Origin of the sequence: Acinetobacter sp. BD54 (assembly GCF_044778325.1) — a bacterium.
Lineage (GTDB): Bacteria > Pseudomonadota > Gammaproteobacteria > Pseudomonadales > Moraxellaceae > Acinetobacter > Acinetobacter baumannii.
In genome coordinates this window covers 291,170-310,823 of the sequence record NZ_JANJEP010000003.1, presented here as the reverse complement: position 1 = coordinate 310,823, position 19,654 = coordinate 291,170, and the positions used below count along the sequence as shown (strand labels likewise).

17 protein-coding genes are annotated in these 19,654 nt (G+C 40.2%); 12 read left to right on the top strand and 5 right to left on the bottom strand.

Annotation, left to right across the window (positions count from 1 at the left end):
• Nucleotide 1 precedes the first annotated feature (1 nt).
• Nucleotides 2-2,158, bottom strand: coding sequence for a TonB-dependent siderophore receptor (locus NQ782_RS06700; RefSeq protein WP_057094366.1), 2,157 nt, complete (start codon nt 2,156-2,158; stop codon nt 2-4).
• Nucleotides 2,159-2,385: 227 nt separating this feature from the next.
• Between NQ782_RS06700 and NQ782_RS06695 the strand changes: the two genes are divergently transcribed.
• The 6 genes from NQ782_RS06695 (at nt 2,386) to recJ (ending at nt 9,097) form a co-directional block, all read left to right on the top strand.
• A complete protein-coding gene (locus tag NQ782_RS06695; RefSeq protein WP_000505322.1) occupies nt 2,386-3,183 on the top strand; it encodes an MBL fold metallo-hydrolase in 798 nt (265 codons plus the stop codon).
• Nucleotides 3,184-3,274: 91 nt separating this feature from the next.
• On the top strand, nt 3,275-3,640 hold the full coding sequence (locus NQ782_RS06690; RefSeq protein WP_000952249.1) for a YkgJ family cysteine cluster protein: 366 nt from the start codon (nt 3,275-3,277) through the stop codon (nt 3,638-3,640).
• Nucleotides 3,641-3,775: 135 nt separating this feature from the next.
• The gene (gene guaB, locus NQ782_RS06685; protein ID WP_000956023.1) at nt 3,776-5,242 is read left to right on the top strand and encodes an IMP dehydrogenase; all 1,467 of its coding nucleotides are present in this window, start codon (nt 3,776-3,778) and stop codon (nt 5,240-5,242) included.
• Between the two features lie 149 nt (nt 5,243-5,391).
• Complete coding sequence (gene glmM / locus NQ782_RS06680; RefSeq protein ID WP_002132444.1) at nt 5,392-6,729, top strand: phosphoglucosamine mutase; 1,338 nt, start codon at nt 5,392-5,394, stop codon at nt 6,727-6,729.
• Nucleotides 6,730-6,739: 10 nt separating this feature from the next.
• Nucleotides 6,740-7,396 (top strand): pyridoxamine 5'-phosphate oxidase, encoded by a 657-nt coding sequence (pdxH, locus tag NQ782_RS06675; protein WP_057093279.1) that lies wholly within the window; start codon nt 6,740-6,742, stop codon nt 7,394-7,396.
• Complete coding sequence (recJ, locus tag NQ782_RS06670; protein WP_000161610.1) at nt 7,397-9,097, top strand: single-stranded-DNA-specific exonuclease RecJ; 1,701 nt, start codon at nt 7,397-7,399, stop codon at nt 9,095-9,097.
• Between the two features lie 43 nt (nt 9,098-9,140).
• Here recJ and NQ782_RS06665 read toward each other — a convergent pair whose 3' ends face one another.
• A complete protein-coding gene (locus tag NQ782_RS06665) occupies nt 9,141-9,908 on the bottom strand; it encodes a putative porin (protein WP_000731728.1) in 768 nt (255 codons plus the stop codon).
• A 392-nt stretch (nt 9,909-10,300) separates the two neighbouring features.
• Between NQ782_RS06665 and prfB the strand changes: the two genes are divergently transcribed.
• From prfB to NQ782_RS06640, 5 genes are all read left to right on the top strand, one after another.
• Nucleotides 10,301-11,396, top strand: a protein-coding gene (gene prfB, locus NQ782_RS06660; RefSeq protein WP_096640204.1) for a peptide chain release factor 2 whose coding sequence is annotated in 2 segments (ribosomal slippage) — nt 10,301-10,372 and nt 10,374-11,396 — 1,095 coding nt in all. Because the reading frame shifts where the segments join, the coding sequence is not laid out codon by codon here.
• 199 nt (nt 11,397-11,595) lie between these two features.
• Entirely contained in the window at nt 11,596-11,898 is a 303-nt protein-coding gene (locus NQ782_RS06655; RefSeq protein WP_000350419.1) for a helix-turn-helix transcriptional regulator, read from the top strand.
• A gap of 28 nt (nt 11,899-11,926) precedes the next feature.
• A complete protein-coding gene (locus NQ782_RS06650) occupies nt 11,927-12,985 on the top strand; it encodes an alkene reductase (protein WP_000819048.1) in 1,059 nt (352 codons plus the stop codon).
• A gap of 168 nt (nt 12,986-13,153) precedes the next feature.
• Complete coding sequence (locus tag NQ782_RS06645) at nt 13,154-14,446, top strand: 3-deoxy-D-manno-octulosonic acid transferase (RefSeq protein ID WP_000224845.1); 1,293 nt, start codon at nt 13,154-13,156, stop codon at nt 14,444-14,446.
• Nucleotides 14,443-15,150: a 16S rRNA (uracil(1498)-N(3))-methyltransferase gene (locus NQ782_RS06640; protein ID WP_057093277.1), complete on the top strand. Its 708-nt coding sequence runs from the start codon at nt 14,443-14,445 to the stop codon at nt 15,148-15,150. The genes NQ782_RS06645 and NQ782_RS06640 overlap by 4 nt, the downstream gene beginning before the upstream one ends.
• Here NQ782_RS06640 and NQ782_RS06635 read toward each other — a convergent pair.
• Entirely contained in the window at nt 15,130-16,110 is a 981-nt protein-coding gene (locus NQ782_RS06635) for a mechanosensitive ion channel family protein (protein ID WP_000752853.1), read from the bottom strand. The genes NQ782_RS06640 and NQ782_RS06635 overlap by 21 nt on opposite strands.
• 112 nt (nt 16,111-16,222) lie before the next feature.
• Nucleotides 16,223-16,798: a DUF805 domain-containing protein gene (locus NQ782_RS06630; protein WP_000457175.1), complete on the bottom strand. Its 576-nt coding sequence runs from the start codon at nt 16,796-16,798 to the stop codon at nt 16,223-16,225.
• Between the two features lie 294 nt (nt 16,799-17,092).
• Between NQ782_RS06630 and acs the strand changes: the two genes are divergently transcribed.
• Nucleotides 17,093-19,042 carry an acetate--CoA ligase gene (gene acs, locus NQ782_RS06625; protein WP_086231073.1) on the top strand — a complete coding sequence of 650 codons (1,950 nt, stop codon included), beginning with the start codon at nt 17,093-17,095 and terminating at the stop codon, nt 19,040-19,042.
• Nucleotides 19,043-19,088: 46 nt separating this feature from the next.
• Here the strand turns inward: acs and NQ782_RS06620 are convergent, their stop codons facing one another.
• Nucleotides 19,089-19,631, bottom strand: coding sequence for a cysteine hydrolase family protein (locus NQ782_RS06620; protein ID WP_000806374.1), 543 nt, complete (start codon nt 19,629-19,631; stop codon nt 19,089-19,091).
• Between the last annotated feature and the right edge of the window lie 23 nt (nt 19,632-19,654).

The following is a 19,654-nucleotide window of genomic DNA, read 5'->3' as shown; positions in this document are numbered from 1 at the left end:
ATTAATAATTAAATTTCACAGTAAAGTTAATTTGGCGTGGATTGCCGAGTGTTACCAAATTTTCGTTGAGAGCACCCGCATAATAATCTTTATCAAATAGATTACGGATCGCAAGTTGAGCACCCCAACGCTCAGCCTCATAGCCAGCTTCGGTATCAAATACTGTATAGCCCGGAACATGCACATCTAAACCATCAACAGTTTTATAAGTTTCACCTCGGAAACCACCACCTACATACCAACCAAGTTTTGATGATGGATCAAATTTGTAACGAGCTGACAAGCTATAAGCGTGTTCAGGAATATTGTCGAGCGCTTTCCCTACATTGCTTGCATTTGCATCTTTACTAATTTCTGCATCAATTGTGTAGGTATATGCAGCCGTTAATTTTAAACCTTTTAAAATTTCTGCACTAAGTTCAGTTTCAATACCGCGAGTTAACTGTTCACCACGTTGTACTTTATAGCCACTATTCGCAGTATCAGTAACCAAAACATTCTGACGTTTTAGATCATACCAAGCGATAGCACCTTGAATTCGTTGATCCGGACTTTGTAATTTCATCCCGACCTCAACCTGTTTTCCTTTTTCTGGCTTAAATGGGTTGCTATTTACATCAGTACCACTATTTGGGGTAAATGAAGTAGCGTAGCTCACATAAGGTGCCACAATGTCATTGAGGGTATACATGACAGAAGCACTGCCCGTAAATGCATTATCTGATTGTTTACTCGCATTGCCAGTTACTAAACTTGTAGTTTGGGTTTGTGCCCAATCTTGACGTCCTGATAAGCTTAAAAGTAATTGATCATTAAGCTGAATACGGTCGCGTAAATAAAGCCCCAGATATTTGAGACGGTTGATATCACGTACATTTTGCTTCAATGTCACGTTCTGACCATAGACAGGGTTATAGATATTTAAATCACCAATATCATATTTATCATTGGTGTAATCACTTTTTTCCTGAAAAGCATCGACTCCAATATTAATGTCGTGCTGCATGCCATATAGATCAAACTGTTTATTTAAACGGTTATCGATGGCGAAGCTTAAGTTATCAATAACTTGGTGTCGGCTGTTATTTCTACGGCTGATAGTCGTGTAATCAATTTCACCTTGTTTATCTTTTGCCCAAAAGTTACTACCTGTACGAGCAAAGACTGCTTTGCCATCCATTTCGGTTTTTTGTACGGCAAAATTCTGGTTAAAGTTCCAGCCATTATCAAAAGTATGTTTAAACGTATAACCAGTGCGATAAACATCTGCCTCATATTTACCGAAATTAGGATCGCCAATATATAAACTACGATCTATAGATCCATTAGGGTTGTCTTTTAATGTACCAATTACAGGTAAACCTTGCTGACGAATATATTCGCGGTGTTGATAGCTTGCGATTATAGAGAGGTCGGTGTTATCACCGAGGTCAAAATTATAAGAAGGCGAGATATAAAAATTTTTAAAATAAACATAATCGGTCGGATCATCTTGATCAGAGATACGTCCATTTAAACGGAAAGCACCTTTTTCACTATTGTTTGGGCTGTAGTTTAAATCGAATGTTCCTTCTTTAAGGCTGTAACTACCATAAGTCATGCTAGCACGTGCAAAGCTTTCTGCTTCCGGTCTTTTAGTCACTAAATTGACCATACCACCCGGAGCAACTAAACCGAAATTAATAGAAGCAGGACCTTTTAAAATTTGTACCTGATCCATACCAGATAGTTCGGTGGCAACATAAGTATTTTGGCCTACCCTTAAACCATCGACATACACCGAATCAGAAGAAGTTTGCCCACGGATAATGAAATCATCCCAACCGCGGCGACCAAGTTTCCCAGCTTCTACGCCTGCAACACCTTCAAGTGCATCTGCTAAAGTTCTTGCTTGTTTTTGGTCAAGTTGTTCACGGGTGACGACAGAAACTGATTGAGCAGTTTTAAATAGAGGTGCATCTGATTTTAAAGCTGAATTTGCTTTTGTTGCGACATAAGAAGTGGGATTTTCTTTTTGTGCTTGAATAGAAATAGTGGGTAACACATTGGTTGAATTTTGCTGTTCTGCCGGTTCTTCAGCATGACTTGTTGTCATTGAAGTAAAAATAGCAACTGCTAACAAAGTTTTTGAAGTTGAAAAAGCAAAGCGTTGAGTCATGGGAGGCCTAAACAGCGCAAAAAGTAAATTTGATAATGAGAATTATTTTAATTTATTGCAGTTTAATTTTAAATAACATTATGATTCATTTATAAAATAAGAAAACCAAAATCAATTTTAAAATATTATGAGAAAAATAAAGTAATTCATTGCATGAGTTACTGAATCCCATTATTTTATTATGGAAATAAAAATATCTAATATTTAAAGTTTTTTTGGGGAATTTTATGGGGTTTGAAAAAACAACATCACAGATATTATTTGATAATGGCGTACACAAATGTATTAGTTTTACCAGTTTGGTCAAAGGGGAAGGCATACAAGCCAATCAATTTTTAATTATTGATCATGAGCGTGCTGCCGTGATCGACCCGGGTGGTGATTTGACCTATGTTCCGTTGACAATGGAACTTAATAAATATACGCGCCTTAAAAATCTTGATTATGTGATGGCTTCGCATCAGGATCCAGATATTATCACCTCAATGCCCCGCTGGTTAGTCTATACCGATGCTAAAGTGGTGGCCTCAAAATTATGGGCACGTTTTTTACCTCACTTAAATTCATCATTTATGAGTGAGCGTATGAAAGGGAATTGGGAAGACCGTCTGATTGAGCTGCCTGATCGTGGTCAAGTGATTCAATTAGGTGAATCGAAACTTGTAATCGTTCCAGCGCATTTTCTACATTCGGTGGGTAATTTTCAGTTTTATGATCCCGTGGCTAAAATTTTGTTTTCGGGCGATATGGGAGCATCCATCGTAGATGATGCAAGTCAGCCTCTAAAAGATTTTGATAGCCATGTGATGAAAATGAAAGCTTTTCATCAACGTTATATGTGTTCAAATAAAGTCATTCGCTTATGGGTCAACATGGTCCGTCAGATGGATATTGAAATGATTGTCCCTCAGCACGGTAGTCCATTTATTGGTAAAGAGATGATTAATCAGTTTTTAGACTGGATTGAAACATTGCCATGCGGTGTAGACTTAATGACAGAACAAATTTTTAGCTGTCCAACATAAAAAATAATATTCGACATATTGAGTCCAATTTGAAATTTTTTTAGGATTTCGCGTCGCAGAAAAATTTTTGATGACGAGAATTTGAATAAAAATGTTATCTCAAGTTGCGACTCCAGATGAATGCCTACGCTGTGGGGCATGTTGTGCACATTTTCGGGTTTCATTTTACTGGGCTGAGGCCGAGTTAATGGAAGAACATCTAGTTGAACCTTTGACACCTGTCTATTCATGTATGCGTGGAACTAATCAGCCTGAGCCCCGATGTCAGGCTTTGACGGGTGAAATTGGTAAAGAGGTGGGTTGTTCCATCTATGCGGTGCGTAGTTCTACCTGTAGAGAAGTGCAGATTGCGGATGAGCAGTGTAATAAAGCTCGTTTAGCGCACCAGCTTATTCCTCTTATTCAAGTTAGCCCGGCAGATTCAGAGAATGATCACGACTATGATCAGGTGAGTTAAATATAAGCTAACACAATAATAAGTGGGAAATATTTAGAGTAGGCGAATATCTATTGCTGAAAAAGGTAAAGATAATATGAAAATTGCATCGAAATTTGTTTATAATAGCTCACGGAATTTACCAGTGAGATTGTTATGCTGACCATCGTTCAAGAAGCGCTAACCTTCGATGATGTCTTATTACTTCCTGCCTACTCTACTGTTCTCCCAAAAGATGTCTCTCTAAAGACACGTTTAACTCGCGGCATTTATTTAAATATCCCATTAGTTTCAGCTGCAATGGATACAGTGACTGAGTCACGTATGGCGATTGCAATGGCGCAAAATGGTGGTATCGGGATTTTGCACAAAAACATGGATATTGCTGCTCAAGCTGCAGAAGTACGCCGTGTGAAAAAATTCGAAGCGGGTATGGTGAAAGACCCTATCACTGTAAGCCCTGAAACTACAGTACGTGAACTGATTGCAATTACCTCTGCTAATAACATTAGTGGTGTACCTGTTGTTAAAGACGGCAAGGTTGTTGGTATTGTGACAGGCCGTGATACGCGTTTTGAAACCAATTTAGAACAACCTGTTAGCAACATCATGACAGGCCAAGATCGTTTAGTCACTGTACGTGAAGGCGAGTCTAAAGAAAATATTCAAGCATTATTGCAAAAACACCGTATTGAAAAAGTCTTGGTCGTTGGCGAGAGCAACGAACTTAAAGGCTTAATTACAGTAACTGACTTCCGCAAAGCCGAGAGCTATCCAAATAGTTGTAAAGATGATCTTGGTCGTTTACGTGTTGGCGCTGCGGTAGGTACAGGTGCTGATACACCAAGTCGTGTGGAAGCATTGGTTGAAGCTGGTGTTGACGTCATTGTTGTTGATACAGCACATGGCCACTCTGCTGGTGTAATTGAACGTGTACGTTGGGTGAAACAAAACTTCCCTCAAGTACAAGTGATTGGTGGCAACATTGCAACTGGTGATGCTGCATTAGCATTATTAGATGCAGGTGCAGATGCTGTAAAAGTGGGTATTGGTCCTGGTTCTATCTGTACAACACGTATTGTGGCTGGTATCGGTATGCCACAAATTTCTGCAATTGACAGCGTTGCTAGTGCACTAAAAGATCAAATTCCTTTAATTGCAGATGGCGGTATCCGCTTCTCTGGCGATATGGCAAAAGCGATCGGTGCGGGTGCAAGTACGATCATGGTTGGTTCATTACTTGCAGGTACTGAAGAAGCGCCGGGCGAAGTTGAGTTTTTCCAAGGCCGTTACTACAAAGCATATCGTGGTATGGGTTCATTAGGTGCAATGGCGGGAGCAACTGGTTCTGCTGACCGTTATTTCCAAGATTCAAAAGCGGGTGCTGAGAAGTTAGTACCAGAAGGAATCGAAGGCCGCGTTCCATATAAAGGCCCAATGGGTAACATCGTTCATCAAATGATGGGTGGTTTACGTTCATCGATGGGTTACACAGGTTCAGCTGTGATTGAAGATCTTCGCCAAAATGCGAAATTTGTGAAAATTACTTCAGCAGGCATGTCTGAGTCACATGTTCATGATGTAACGATTACTAAAGAAGCTCCGAACTATCGTGTTGGTTAGATTTTGGTAACCAAAACAACGAAGAAAGCCGTCAGTACACTGACGGCTTTTTGTTTTTGGTGTAAAGTAAATCCGATGAAAAGAGATATGGCGGAATAGCCATATATGAAATGAGCCACGGCTGAAGTGGCGTAAAAATGAGATAAGCTATGAGTTATTTTGGAACGGATGGTATTCGTGGAAAATTTGGGCAAATGCCGATTACGCCAGAGTTTGCTTTAAAACTCGGTTTTGCTGCAGGGAAGGTATTAAAACGAACGAGTCCGAAAAATAAACCACTTGTTGTATTAGGAAAAGATACTCGTTTATCCGGTTATATTTTAGAGTCTGCTTTGCAGGCGGGATTAAATGCTGCTGGTGTATATGTTCACTTACTTGGACCATTACCGACACCGGCTATTGCACATCTTACCCGTGCCTTACATGCACATGCAGGGATTGTTATTTCTGCATCACATAACCCATATTTTGATAACGGGATTAAGTTCTTCTCAAGTGAAGGTAAAAAATTACCAGATTCATTGCAGGAAGAAATTAATAAAGAATTAGAAAAAGATTTATTTATCGAAGACACTGCAAACTTAGGTAAAAGTGTTCGTGTGACCGATGCAAATGGTCGTTATATCGAATTTTGTAAATCTACATTCCCATATCATTTTGATTTAAATAATTTAAAAATTGTTGTGGATTGTGCTCACGGCGCTGCTTACAGCGTTGGCCCTTCGGTTTTCCGTGAACTCGGCGCTAAAGTTGTCGCTTTATACAATGAGCCAGATGGTTTAAATATTAATGAAAACTGTGGTTCAACTCATCCAGAGAACTTACAAAAAGCGGTTGTGGAACATGGGGCTGACTTAGGTATTGCCTTTGATGGTGATGCTGACCGTGTAGTGATGGTTGATAAGTTCGGTAACTTAATTGACGGTGACCACATCTTATATATTTTAGCGACTCAGGCAAAAAACAAGCCAGCAGGTGTTGTTGGTACAGTAATGAGTAACATGGCACTTGAAGTCGCGCTTGAAAAAGCAAATGTTGGCTTTGTTCGTGCAAAAGTCGGTGACCGTTATGTATTACAAGCCTTAGAAGAAAACGGATGGGTAACAGGTGGTGAGCCTTCTGGTCATATTCTGACTTTAGACAAGAGCACAACAGGTGATGCGATTATTGCAGCATTACAAGTGTTAACCGTGATGGTTGAGCAGAACAAAGCGCTGCACGAATTGGTTCACGACTTTAAACTGTACCCACAAGTTCTTGTAAATGTACGTTTGGAACAAATGCTTGATCCATATTCTATTCCTGCATTAGTTGCTGAGTTCAATAAAGCTGAAGAGCAGCTCAAAGGACGTGGACGTATTTTAATTCGTAAGTCTGGAACTGAGCCAGTCATTCGTGTCATGGTTGAAGGTGATAACGAGCAAGAAGTGAAAACTTTAGCTGAACATTTAGCAAATGCAGTTCGTTCACAGGCACAAGTCGCATAAGGTGTATGGCATGAGTGATGTCATTAAAGACTTAAGTGAATTGCGCTTAAGCTATGAACAAGGTGAGTTGTACGAGACTCAAGTTGCTAGCAATCCCCACGAGCAATTTCTAGGTTGGTTTAATCATGCTTTAGCAGCTAACTTGCATGAACCGTATGCAATGTCATTAGCAACTGCGAGTGCTAGTGGTCGTCCGCATGTTAGAACTGTGTTGTTACGCGGTGCGACAGAAGCCGGTTATGATTTCTATACCAACTATGACAGTCAAAAAGGTATAGATTTGGCAGAAAATCCATATGCTGAATTGTTATTTTATTGGCCAAGTCTAGAGCGTCAGGTACGAGTAGGTGGGCATGTTGTAAAAATTCCTGAACAGGAATCTATAGACTACTATCATAAACGTCCACGTGATAGCCAGATCGCAGCTCATATCAGTACCCCCCAAAGTGGCAAAATTGAAAGTCGCGAGTTGTTACAACAGCGTTTTCAAGACTTACAACAACAAGTTCAAAGCCGTGAAGTACTCGATAAGCCGGAGTTCTGGGGCGGATATCGTCTACAGCCAGATTATTATGAGTTCTGGCAAGGGCGACCAAATCGTTTACATGACCGCTTGAGTTATGAAAAAATCGACGGTCAATGGACGTTGCACCGACTGATGCCTTAAATGACAAAAATACAAATTAAACAAAGACCTTTATTGACACGCCCTGAACAGTTTCAGGGCGTGCCTCCGTTTATTGCCGAAATTTTGGCAAGACGGGGCGTACAATCCGAGCAAGAACTAGAGTTAAAGCTTAAGAATTTACTGGCTCCTGAACTCAAAGGGTTAGACGCTGCTGTAGCATTAATGGATCAAGCCATCGATGAGCAGAAAAAAATAGTTATTGTGGGGGACTATGATGCTGATGGCGCAACCAGCACTGCTTTAATGATGCTCGTGCTTCGCGATATGGGAGCACAAGTCGACTATTTGGTACCGGATCGTTTCAAATATGGCTATGGACTTACTCCTGCGATTGCTGAGCTTGCTCATCACACCTATCAACCCGATCTATTAATTACGGTAGATAATGGTATTTCTAGTCATGCTGGTGTTGATGCAGCACATGCTCTAGGCATGCAAGTGATTATTACTGATCATCACTTAACGACTAAAGAAACACCACTTGCAGAAGCAGTTGTTAATCCAAATCAATTAGGCTGTGAGTTTCCAAGTAAAGCATTGGCAGGTGTTGGCGTTGCTTTTTATGTACTTGCCAATTTGGCGAGCCTACGCAATAGACAAGGTAAAAGCACAAGTAAAGTTACCCAATATTTAGATTTGGTCGCTTTAGGAACTTATGCTGATGTTGCTGTCCTAGATTATAACAACCGTATTTTGGTCGATGCAGGTGTAAAACGCATTCAGCAACATCAGTGTCGAGTAGGAATCTTAGCCTTACTCGATATCGCTGGTCGGGAAGCTACTTCAATACGTGCTCAAGATTTAGGTTTTGTGCTCGGACCGCGCATTAATGCTGCTGGACGTATGGAGAGTATGCGTATTGGGATCGAGTGTTTATTAGCTGACACGATGGAAACTGCATACCCCATTGCTCAGCAATTAAATCAGTTAAATATCGATCGCCGTCAAATTGAAGGGGAGATGAAGCAACAAGCTTTATCTGCTTTAGACAGTTTACAACTCTCACAACAAGATATTCCCGCGGCGCTTGTTCTGTTTGAAGAAAATTGGCACCAAGGTGTAATCGGGATTGTCGCGGGACGTTTAAAAGAACAGTTTCATCGCCCAACGATTGTGTTTGCCCCAGATGAAGATGGTATTCATATTAAAGGCTCAGCACGTTCCATTGATGGGGTGCATATTCGAGATACCATTGAACAAGTTGCCGAACAACATCCTGAGCTGGTGAGTCATTTTGGTGGGCATGCGGCAGCGGCAGGCTTAACGATTCGTAAAGAAAACTTTGAAGCTTTTAAAACCGTATTTAATGATTGTGTAGCTGCTATGGATGAATCAATCTTTCAAGCGACATTATGGACCGATGGTGAGCTACCTGTCTCTGCTTTGCAATTAGATACCTTAAACTGGATTGAGCAATTAGGTCCGTGGGGACAAAAATTTCCACTGCCTCAATTTGAAGGACATTTTAAAGTTATCGATTTTCGTTGGCTCAAAGAGACACATTTAAAGCTTAGATTAGCGATAGACCAATATAGTTTCGATGCTATTGCTTTTAATGCGGCAGGTCGCTTCGAGTTTGATCCGATGCGTGACCATGTGCATTTGGTTTATGAAATAGACCGTAATGTCTTTAATGGTAATGTGAGCTTACAGCTACGCATTGTGCATTTAAATCAATAAAAAAATCCGCTCAATTGAGCGGATTTTTTTAATCTAGGTTAGATTAGAAGCGGTATGCTGCACGAACACCATAAGTGTTGTCGTTATCACCGAATCCAACACGACCTTCAACACTTACTTGCTGATTTAAGAATTTTTTAGCATTGATACCAAACTCATCTTTATCAGTTAAGTCGTTGTTGTAGTAGTCCACACCTAAACTTAAAGTTTTATCGATGTAGTAGTCACCACGAACTTTATATTCGTCAAGGTCACCAAACGCACCATAAGCTTCAAGGTTTACGTCATGTTGACCAACTTGGGTTACATACTTAGCACGAACGGTAGGATCTGCACCGTCTTTACCGTCTTTCTCGTCGTAACCTTTAACACCTAGAGCAAGTAATAAACCAGGAGCTGGTAAATAACCTACTTCTGCAGCATAAGTAGTCACTTTACTGTCGATATTAGTGTTGTCGATTTCACGTTCGTTTCTGCCTACATCACCGCTAAGGTAAAAGTCAGAGTTAGGAACGAAGTACTCAACGCCTACGCCATATTGAGTGTCTTTTGTGCCGCTGTTATCGCCATAGTTAACATGTGCGTTAACGTTACTTGCACGGTTTAAGAATGCTGCTTCTGCAAGCGGTGCATTACGTGTTTGAACAGGGTTGAAATAATAAGTCCCATCAACACCGAATTTGCTTACGCTGCTGCCGTTATCTGGATCAAGATAATTGTAAGAACCACCAACTTCAGCTTGGTAAGCGTTTGCTGCGCCACTTACTGCAAGAGCAGATAAAAGAGCTGATGCAATTGCTAGTTTTTTCATGGAATCTCTCCCCTCTAAAAACGATTTTATAAATGTTTTGTTACAACTTTCAGTCTAGAGCAAAATCATTCACCGTCAATCTTGTCCAAGTAACTGGACTGTAACCATGTGCTTTTTATGTAACTATATTTAATTTAATATATTGATTTTAAATAATAAAAAAACAATGTTTTATTTTATTAAAAATGAGGAGATTTTGTGTAGAAACTTAAAAATGCTGGAAAAGTACCCAATTTTGTATGGGGATGTTACGAGTTAAGCTTAAAATCTACTGAAAGAAAATTAGCAAACTTATTCATTGAAATAAGAGTTAGCGATTAAAGCAGGTTCGAAGATAACCGTAGCTATGATAAAATATTTGACTGTTTATCTGCTTTTATGGGAACACTCGCGTGGAAATTAATCCTTATCTAAACCAATTGAAAGACTTAACTGATCGTAGCCAAACACTACGGGGGTATCTTTGACTACGATCTAAAAAAAGAACGTTTAGAAGAAGTTTTACGTGAGTTAGAAGACCCTGCGATCTGGAATGATCAAAACCGTGCTCAGGCAATGGCGAAAGAAAAGGGCGAACTAGAAAACGTTATTAATGTATTAGATGGCTTATCTACACAGCTTGAAGATGCAAAAGCAATGTTGGATTTGGCTGTAGAAGCTGATGATGAAAGCTTGCTTGAAGATGTTCAGTCTGAACTGAGTACTGCTGAAGAAGAATTAGCAAAACTTGAATTCCGCCGTATGTTTAGCAATCCAATGGACCCGAATCCTTGCTATGTCGAGATTCAGGCGGGTTCAGGTGGTACAGAAGCACAAGATTGGGCTTCAATGCTATTACGTATGTATATGCGCTGGATTGAACGTCATGGTTTTAAAGCAGAACTTATGGAAGTGTCTGACGGTGACGTCGCAGGTATCAAATCTGCAACGATTCGTGTTGAAGGTGAATATGCGTATGGTTGGTTACGTACAGAATCTGGTGTACACCGTTTAGTACGTAAATCACCATTTGACAGTGGTAACCGTCGTCATACTTCTTTCTCTGCGGTATTTATTTCTCCAGAAGTTGATGACAATATCGAAATTGATATTAATCCTTCAGATGTTCGTACTGATACTTACCGTGCATCTGGTGCAGGTGGGCAGCACATTAACAAAACCGATTCGGCAGTACGTTTGACGCATATTCCGACTGGTATTGTTGTGGCATGTCAGAACCAACGTTCACAGCATGCGAACCGTGATCATGCATGGAAACAGTTACGTGCAAAATTGTATGAATTAGAAATGCAAAAACGTAATGAAGCTGCTCAAGCACTTGAAGACTCGAAGTCTGATATTGGTTGGGGTAGCCAAATTCGTTCTTATGTACTTGATGACTCTCGAATCAAGGATTTACGTACGGGTGTTGAAAATTCAAATACTGGTGCGGTTCTTGATGGTGACCTTGATCGTTTTATTGAAGCGAGTTTAAAACAGGGGTTATAAGAGTCTTTGGAACTTTTAATTCTCTATAACTCTTAAATTTTTAGCGATTAAAACGGCAAAGCAGTTCAGTGTTTGGAAGTTAATCGGAAAAATACGATATGAATATCGAAAAAAATAGATATGAATATCGTCAAAATACGATATTATGTTTTCGAAATGCTGAACAAAGCTTTGTTCGTTTACAAGACGTGTTGAGCCTATGGATATTGATGCAATTAGCAAAGCCCTAGCCAATCCTCTGCGTCGGCAGATTCTGCAATGGTTAAAAGAACCGGAGCATTATTTACCGGTAGAAGAGTGTGGTGGTAGTTTTGAAAAAGGGGTTTGCGCAGGTCATATTGAACGTTTGGGTAAAGTAGCTCAGTCTACGATGTCCAATCATTTGTCTGTATTACAGCAGGCGGGTCTCATTCAGGTCCAAAAATATGGACAATGGTCTTATTTTTCACGTAACGAAGCTTTGATTCAGCAATATATCGAACATTTAAAACAAACACTTTAAAACAAATAAAGTGTAAGTCGAGGCGATCATGGCTGAACTCAATACTCCCTTAACAGTTGGTGATTTTGAAATTAAAAATCGACTGGTAATGGCCCCATTAACACGTGCGCGTAGTGGCGAAAGCCGTGTTCCAAACGATTTAATGGTGGAATATTATCAGCAACGTGCAAATGCTGGTCTCATTCTCACTGAAGCAACAGTGATTGGTTCAAAAACCGTAGGTTATGCAGATACTCCGGGACTGTGGTCACAAGAGCAAGCACAAGCATGGAATAAGATTATTGAAGCAGTTCATGCTCAAGGTTCAAAAATTGTAGTTCAACTGTGGCATGTGGGTCGTATTTCACATCCAGAGCTGTTAGATGGCGATATTCCTGTTGCACCGAGTGCGATTCAACCTGCGGGTGAAGTAAGTTTATTACGCCCTAAACGTCCATATGTAACGCCACGTGCGCTTTCAATTGAAGAAATTCAGGAAATTGTTGCTCAATATAAACATTCAGCTGAATTGGCTAAAGCAGCAGGTTTTGATGGCGTTGAGCTACATGCAGCAAATGGTTATTTAATTGACCAGTTCCTTCAAAGTAATACTAACCAGCGTGATGATGAGTATGGTGGTCCGGTTGAAAACCGCGCTCGCTTGTTATTAGAAGTAGTTGATGCCTTTATTGAAGTGTGGGGCGCTGGCCGAGTAGGTGTGCATATTGCACCGCGTGGCGACTCGCATGATATGGGTGATGAAAACCCGCTAGCGACATTTGGTTATGTGGTTGAACAACTTAGCCAACGTAATGTGGCTTTCATTTTCTCTCGTGAATATGAAGCAGCTGATAGTATTAGCCCACAATTACGTAAAAAATTTAATGGTGTATGGATTGCCAATGAAAATCTGACACCAGAGTCAGCAAAACGTATCTTGCGTGAAGGTCAAGCAGATGCTGTATCTTTTGGTAAAGCATATATCGCTAACCCAGATCTTTTACAGCGTTTAGAACAAGGCTTACCTTTAAATGAACTTCAACCAACAACTTTATATGCTAAAGGCGCTGAAGGATATACAGACTATCCGGCTTTAGAAGCTTCATAAGTTCATAATATTATTTAAATTTAATATGTGCTGAACTTGCTCTGTTGTGAGTTCAGTAAATGACTTTTCTTGTATATGGTAGAGTTTAGGTATCGAAACTCTGCCATTTTTTTTATCTATGTTATATTTTCCGCAGTTTTTGAATTTTGACTATTTGAGGCAAACCGCTTGGCGACCCCATTTTGGTACAACACCGCACTTCATTTATTAAAACCGTTTTATCGTTGGCGGATAAAAAGACGTGCAGAAAGTTTAGAATTATATCAGCAGGAATGTCTGGAAAGATTTGGGCCGTTTGAAGCACCGAAGAATGTAAAAGCGATCTGGTTTCATGCTGTTTCAGTCGGGGAAACCAATGCTGCACAGCCTTTAATTGAATATTATCTAAAACTTGGGCAGCCAGTCTTAGTGACCAATACCACGAAAACAGGTCAGGCTCGTGCCAAGTCACTTTTTCTAAAAGAACCTTATTTAGATTTATTTCAAGCAGTTTATTTGCCTGTAGACCAGAAGCCACTTTTAAAAAAATTTTTTGAGTTATATCAGCCAAAGCTTTTAGCACTGGTTGAAACTGAACTCTGGCCAAATTTAATCGATCAAGCCAAGTTACAGCATGTACCTTGTTTGCTGCTTAATGCTCGGTTGTCAGAAAAATCTGCAAAAGGATATGGCAAAGTCTCGGGTTTAACCGCAGGTATGTTAAAACAGCTGGACTGGGTATTAGCGCAAGATAGTGCAACTCGTCAGCGTTATGTTGAGCTGGGTTTAGACGAACACAAAAGTCAGGTCGTTGGTAATATTAAATTTGATATTCATGCACCAGAGGCTTTTATTAAACAAGCAGCCCAATTGCATCAGCAGTGGTATCTGGAAAATCGGCAGGTTGTGACGATTGCCAGTACACATGCACCCGAAGAACAACAAATTTTGGAAGCGCTCGCACCTTATTTAAATTCAGATCGTGAGTTGGTGTGTATTGTGGTGCCTCGTCATCCTGAACGTTTCGATGAAGTATTTGAAATTTGCCAAAATTTAAATTTAATTACGCATCGTAGAAGTATGGGCCAAAGTATTCATGCCAGCACGCAAGTTTATCTCGCTGACAGTATGGGTGAGCTCTGGTTATGGTATGCCTTAAGTCAGGTGTGTTTTGTAGGCGGTTCTTTAAATGAACCGGGTGGTGGGCATAATATTTTAGAACCTATGGTTTTAAATGTACCTACTGTAGTTGGACCGCGTTATTTTAACTTTCAAACGATTGTCGATGAGTTCATTGATGAAAATGCTGTGCTTATTGCTCAAGATGCACAGCAGGTTGTTGATATCTGGTTAGCATGTCTGGCAGAACCTGAGGCGACTGAACAGTTAGTGGTACAGGCGCATAAAGTGTTGCAACGTAATCAAGGTTCCTTACAAAAACATATCGGGGTGATTAATCGCTATCTGGCCGAAAAATCATGAATATTGTTTTACTAGAGCCTGAAGATGTTCAGTCGGATACATGGTCTATCCATTCAAAACGTCAATTACAACATTTGCGTGAACATCTTGATATTACAGTCGGCCAGAATCTAAAAGTTGGTATTCGCAACGGCGCTCGTTATATCACTGAAATTGTTTCGATGAATGAGCATGAAGTCCGTATACGGCCTATTCGTGAAGAACTACTACCAGCAAAACTTCCGGTTCATTTAATTGTAGCTTTACCAAGACCTAAAGTTTTACGCCGTCTAATTATGGACAGTGTGACTTTAGGGGTTGAAAAGATAAGCTTGATTCATAGTTATCGTGTTGATAAAAGCTATTGGCAAACTCCCTTTTTACAGCAAATAGACAACTACGTTACGCTGGGACTTGAGCAAGCAGGCGATACAATTGTTCCTGAAATTCAACTCTATAAACGCTTTAAACCTTTCGTTGAAGACGTCTTGCCAAGTTTAATTACGCAGGAAACACCTGCCTATGTGGCTCATCCTTATGCTGAGCAGCGTATGCCAATTAATATTAGCCATGCTTGTAGTGTAGTGGTCGGACCGGAAGGGGGATTTATTCCTTACGAAGTAGATTTGCTCATAAAAAACGGCTGCCAAGCTATGAACTTAGGCAACCGTATTTTAAGAACCGAAACGTCTATTTCTTATATTTTAGGTCGTTTGTTTAGCTGATGTTTCAGGGTTTAAAGCTGGTGGATTAGATACCATTTTTAATTCCTGAATTGGGTAAGGAATATCAATATCATTTTCATTGAAAGCTTGTTTTACTTGAGCTTGAATATTACTAATAGATGAAGAGATATCAGTTTCAGTGGTATCAACCCACCAGCGTACAGTCAGGTTAACCGAGAAATCTGCTAAAGCTGTGACGTTAACTGAAAACGCAGGTTGACTCAGTACATTTCGATCATTATTGAGAATATCTAAAATAATCTGTTTTGCTTTTTGCTCATCATCATCATAGCCAATTCCGACTACAAACTCACAGCGTCGTTGTTGATAAGCAGTATTAACAGTTAAGGCACTTGTATAAACCGTTGCATTTGGAATAACAATACGGCGACCATCCGGTGAGCGTAGGAAGGTTGCACGGATCTGGATGTCTTCTACAGTTCCTTCAAGTGAATTCACCACAATTGAATCGCCAATACGGAATGGCTCGCTCAATAAAATCAAAATACCTGAAAGCAGGTTTTGGAAAATATCTTTAAATGCAAAACCAATGGCGACCGAACCGATACCTAGCGCACTCATAAGCTGGCCTGGTGTGAACCCCGGAATCATAATGACGAGAGCTATTAAGAAACCAAAGAATAAGATCGCTGTACTACCGACACGGTTTAAAACTAAAACTAGATTTTGACGAGTATAAGAGCGATTTTCTAAGGTCTTACGAACAAAGAACTTAAATAATTTGGTCAGTAGCCAAAAAATAAGAAAAACAACAATCGCAATGCAGATATAAGGTACACGTTCCCAAAAACTATCTACGATTTTGTCGATAGTGGTATAGGCATCATGGTATTTCTCGGTATGCGCTAAAACTGTTTGAGTGGTTTTAGTACCTGCTTCTTGCAAAAGTTCGCCTGTATTTTTTGCAACATCCGTTAAGGATTTTTGTTCATCAGCCACGACAAGTCTCTAATTGAATAAATTCAGAAAGCCTTTTCAGCTTCCATCATAGTAGGAGATAAAATGTGCGCCTACTATAATGAGTTCATCTAAATAATAAAGTGTTTTTTAATTAAAAGTATTCCGTTCCTTTTTGTAAGATTTGTGTCGGGGTTTGAATAGTATCGGTACCAGAGAAGTAGTAGAAAAAGCCTGCTGTAGAAATAAGGCTAATTAAAATAGCGATTAAAATAAGCCAAGCCATCAGTTTTTCTATAAACGTTGAAGGCCGAACGGGACCATATTGATTAGTGCCCGCTGTACCAGAAGCAAGCAGTAAATAAAGCATAAAAAAGAACTGAACGACTGGAATAAATAACAGTAGTCCCATCCAGCCACTTTTATTTAAATCATGTAGGCGTCGAACGACCAGAATAATGTTGAGATAGATCAGAAATAGCCAGAAAGCCCAGACCATTAAAGCACTTATACCGGAGAGAGAGCTGTAAAATTCAAAATTAAATAGATCACTTGAAAGCTGAAAACTTCCAAGAAACGAAGCCAGTATAAAATAGCCCACGATTGTGACTAAATAAATCAGGCCATATCCACCCAAATAACTCATTCGGTTAAAGCGGCCATGAATTGAAAAAGGGCTGTCTTTAAACGGGAGTTGAGGTGGACGTGAAGAGGGGGTTTCGGCAAACATCTTATTTTATTCCTGCACTGCTTCTAAAAGCTAAAATAAACTTTGTTGATGGTCAAAACCATCAAAACTTAAAAAAATTATAAAAGTAAAAGCTATAGACAAATGTTTTAAATCAACTTAATTTTATAAAAATGTTCACAATTTCGTATGCTTGAGTAAGTGATTAATATATGACCAAAGTCGCATTGTCTAGGCTTTGAAAGAGTCATCATACTGAAAAGGCAAACAAATAAGATCCAGTAAAATAATAGCCACAGTCTCGAGATGGGATGCACAAGATCAAGGAAGTTGCGTATGAATGAGATCTATCCAGTACCAGAGGAATTTAAAAAAACTGCTCGTACTGTTGAAGCAGACTACTTTAAACGTTATCAACACTCTATCGAGAACCCAGATGAATTCTGGGCAGAGCAAGCTAAAATTGTCGATTGGATAAAGCCATTTACCCAAGTTAAAAATACTAGTTTTGACAAAGACAATTTCAAGATTGAATGGTTTGCTGATGGTGAGTTGAACGTATCAGCAAACTGCTTGGACAGGCATCTTAAAGAACACCCTCACAAACCTGCAATTATTTGGGAAGGTGACCATCCTTCTCGTCATAAAATCGTTTCTTATAAAGAATTACATGACGAAGTCTGCCGTTTCGCCAACGTTTTAAAGAAATATGGCATTGGTAAAGGTGACCGCGTTGTGCTGTATATGCCAATGGTGACTGAGGCTGCAATTGCCATGTTAGCCTGTGCCCGTATTGGTGCGGTGCACTGCGTGGTATTTGGTGGTTTCTCACCAGACTCGTTGGCGAGTCGTATTGAAGATAGCCAAGCTAAACTTGTGATTACGGCTGACTCAAGCCTACGTGCCGGTAAGTTGTTACCACTTAAAGAAAATGTTGATTTGGCATTAGCATTGCCAGGCACAGAGTGCGTTGAAAATGTGATTGTAGTTTACCGTAATGCAAACCCAATCGAGATGAAACCGGGTCGTGATTTGTGGTATCACCTTATTATTATGGAGGTGGATGCAAACTGTCCTCCAGAACCAATGAAGGCCGAAGACCCTTTATTTATTCTTTATACCTCTGGCTCGACGGGGAAACCTAAAGGAGTGTTACATACTACAGGTGGTTATCTGGTGTACGTAGCGAGTACCTTTAAAGAAGTTTTTGATTTAAAACAAGATGATGTGTACTGGTGTACCGCTGATGTCGGCTGGATTACAGGCCATAGTTATCTAATCTATGGACCACTAGCAAATGGTACGACGACCTTAATGTTCGAAGGTGTGCCTCAGTATCCAACATGGGCACGTCTTGGTCATGTGGTCGATAAACATAAAGTCTCTATTTTATATACAGCGCCAACCGCGATTCGTGCCATGATGCGAGAGGGTGATTCGTATGTACGTGAAAGTAACCGCAGTAGCTTGCGTTTGTTAGGTTCAGTGGGTGAACCTATTAACCCTGAGGCTTGGAACTGGTATTACAACGTTGTTGGTGAAGGCCGCTGTCCAATTGTTGATACATGGTGGCAAACCGAAACAGGTGGTATTTTGATTGCGCCATTACCGGGGGCAACAGCTTTAAAACCCGGTTCGGCAACGCGTCCTTTATTTGGTATTCAACCAGCGATTGTCGATGGTGAAGGCAATGAACTAGAAGGCGCTGCCGAAGGTAACCTTGTGATTAAAGATTCATGGCCGGGCCAGATGCGTACCATTTGGGGTGACTCAGATCGCTTTATTGAAGCTTACTTCTCGACCTTTAAAAATACTTATTTTACAGGTGATGGCGCCCGCCGTGATGAAGATGGCTATTACTGGATCACGGGTCGTGTTGACGATGTCTTAAACGTTTCAGGCCACCGTCTAGGTACGGCTGAAATTGAAAGTGCTCTTGTATCGCATGAATCGGTGGCAGAGGCTGCTGTTGTGGGTATGCCGCATGATATTAAAGGGCAGGGTATTTGTACTTTTGTGACCCTGCAGGCGGGGGTTCCGGAATCGGAAGAACTGCGAAAAGAGTTAATTAGCTGGGTACGTAAAGTACTTGGACCAGTAGCTTCACCAGATGCACTGCACTGGGCGCCAGCATTACCTAAAACCCGTTCGGGTAAAATCATGCGCCGTATTTTAAGAAAAATTGCAGCGAATGAACTGGATAGTTTGGGCGATACATCAACCCTAGCTGAACCTGCTGTGGTGGATCAACTGATTGCGACAGTTTATCCTGATAGACAAAAATAACGTTTTAATAAAAAAGCCCCGATAGGGGCTTTTTTATTAAGCCTGTTTAAGATTTTGCTAGAAATTCAGCAGTATTTTGTACGCTTGCAAACATACCAAGAGCAGCTAAAAAAGCAGTTTGTACATCTTCGGCTTTAACAGTTTTTCCGTTATGGCTTAAATCACGGGTCGCAGTGGCATCTCCAATTAAGATGGGTTGATAACCTAACTCTTTGGCTGCACGTGTGCCAGAATCAATACAAATATGTGTCATCATGCCTGTGATCACGAGTTGTTCAATTTGATGTGCTTTTAAAAGTTCTTTTAAATTGGTTTCTAAAAAACTGTTTGGATAATGCTTTGTCACGATTAATGAATTACTGCCAGCACTAAGTTCTGGATGAAGTAACACACCTTCAGTATTTTCTTGAAAGAAGCTGGCTTGTGGCGGGTTAATATGTTGCACATAAATAATCGGTAAACCTTTTTCATTAAAATATTGCTCGAGCTGTTTTATTTTATCGAGCGCTTGATCTGGTCCAACCAATTCCATTTTGCCATTTTTAAAATAATCATTTTGTACATCGATAACTAATAGTGCTTGTTTCATGAGAATACTCTTGTTGGTATAAG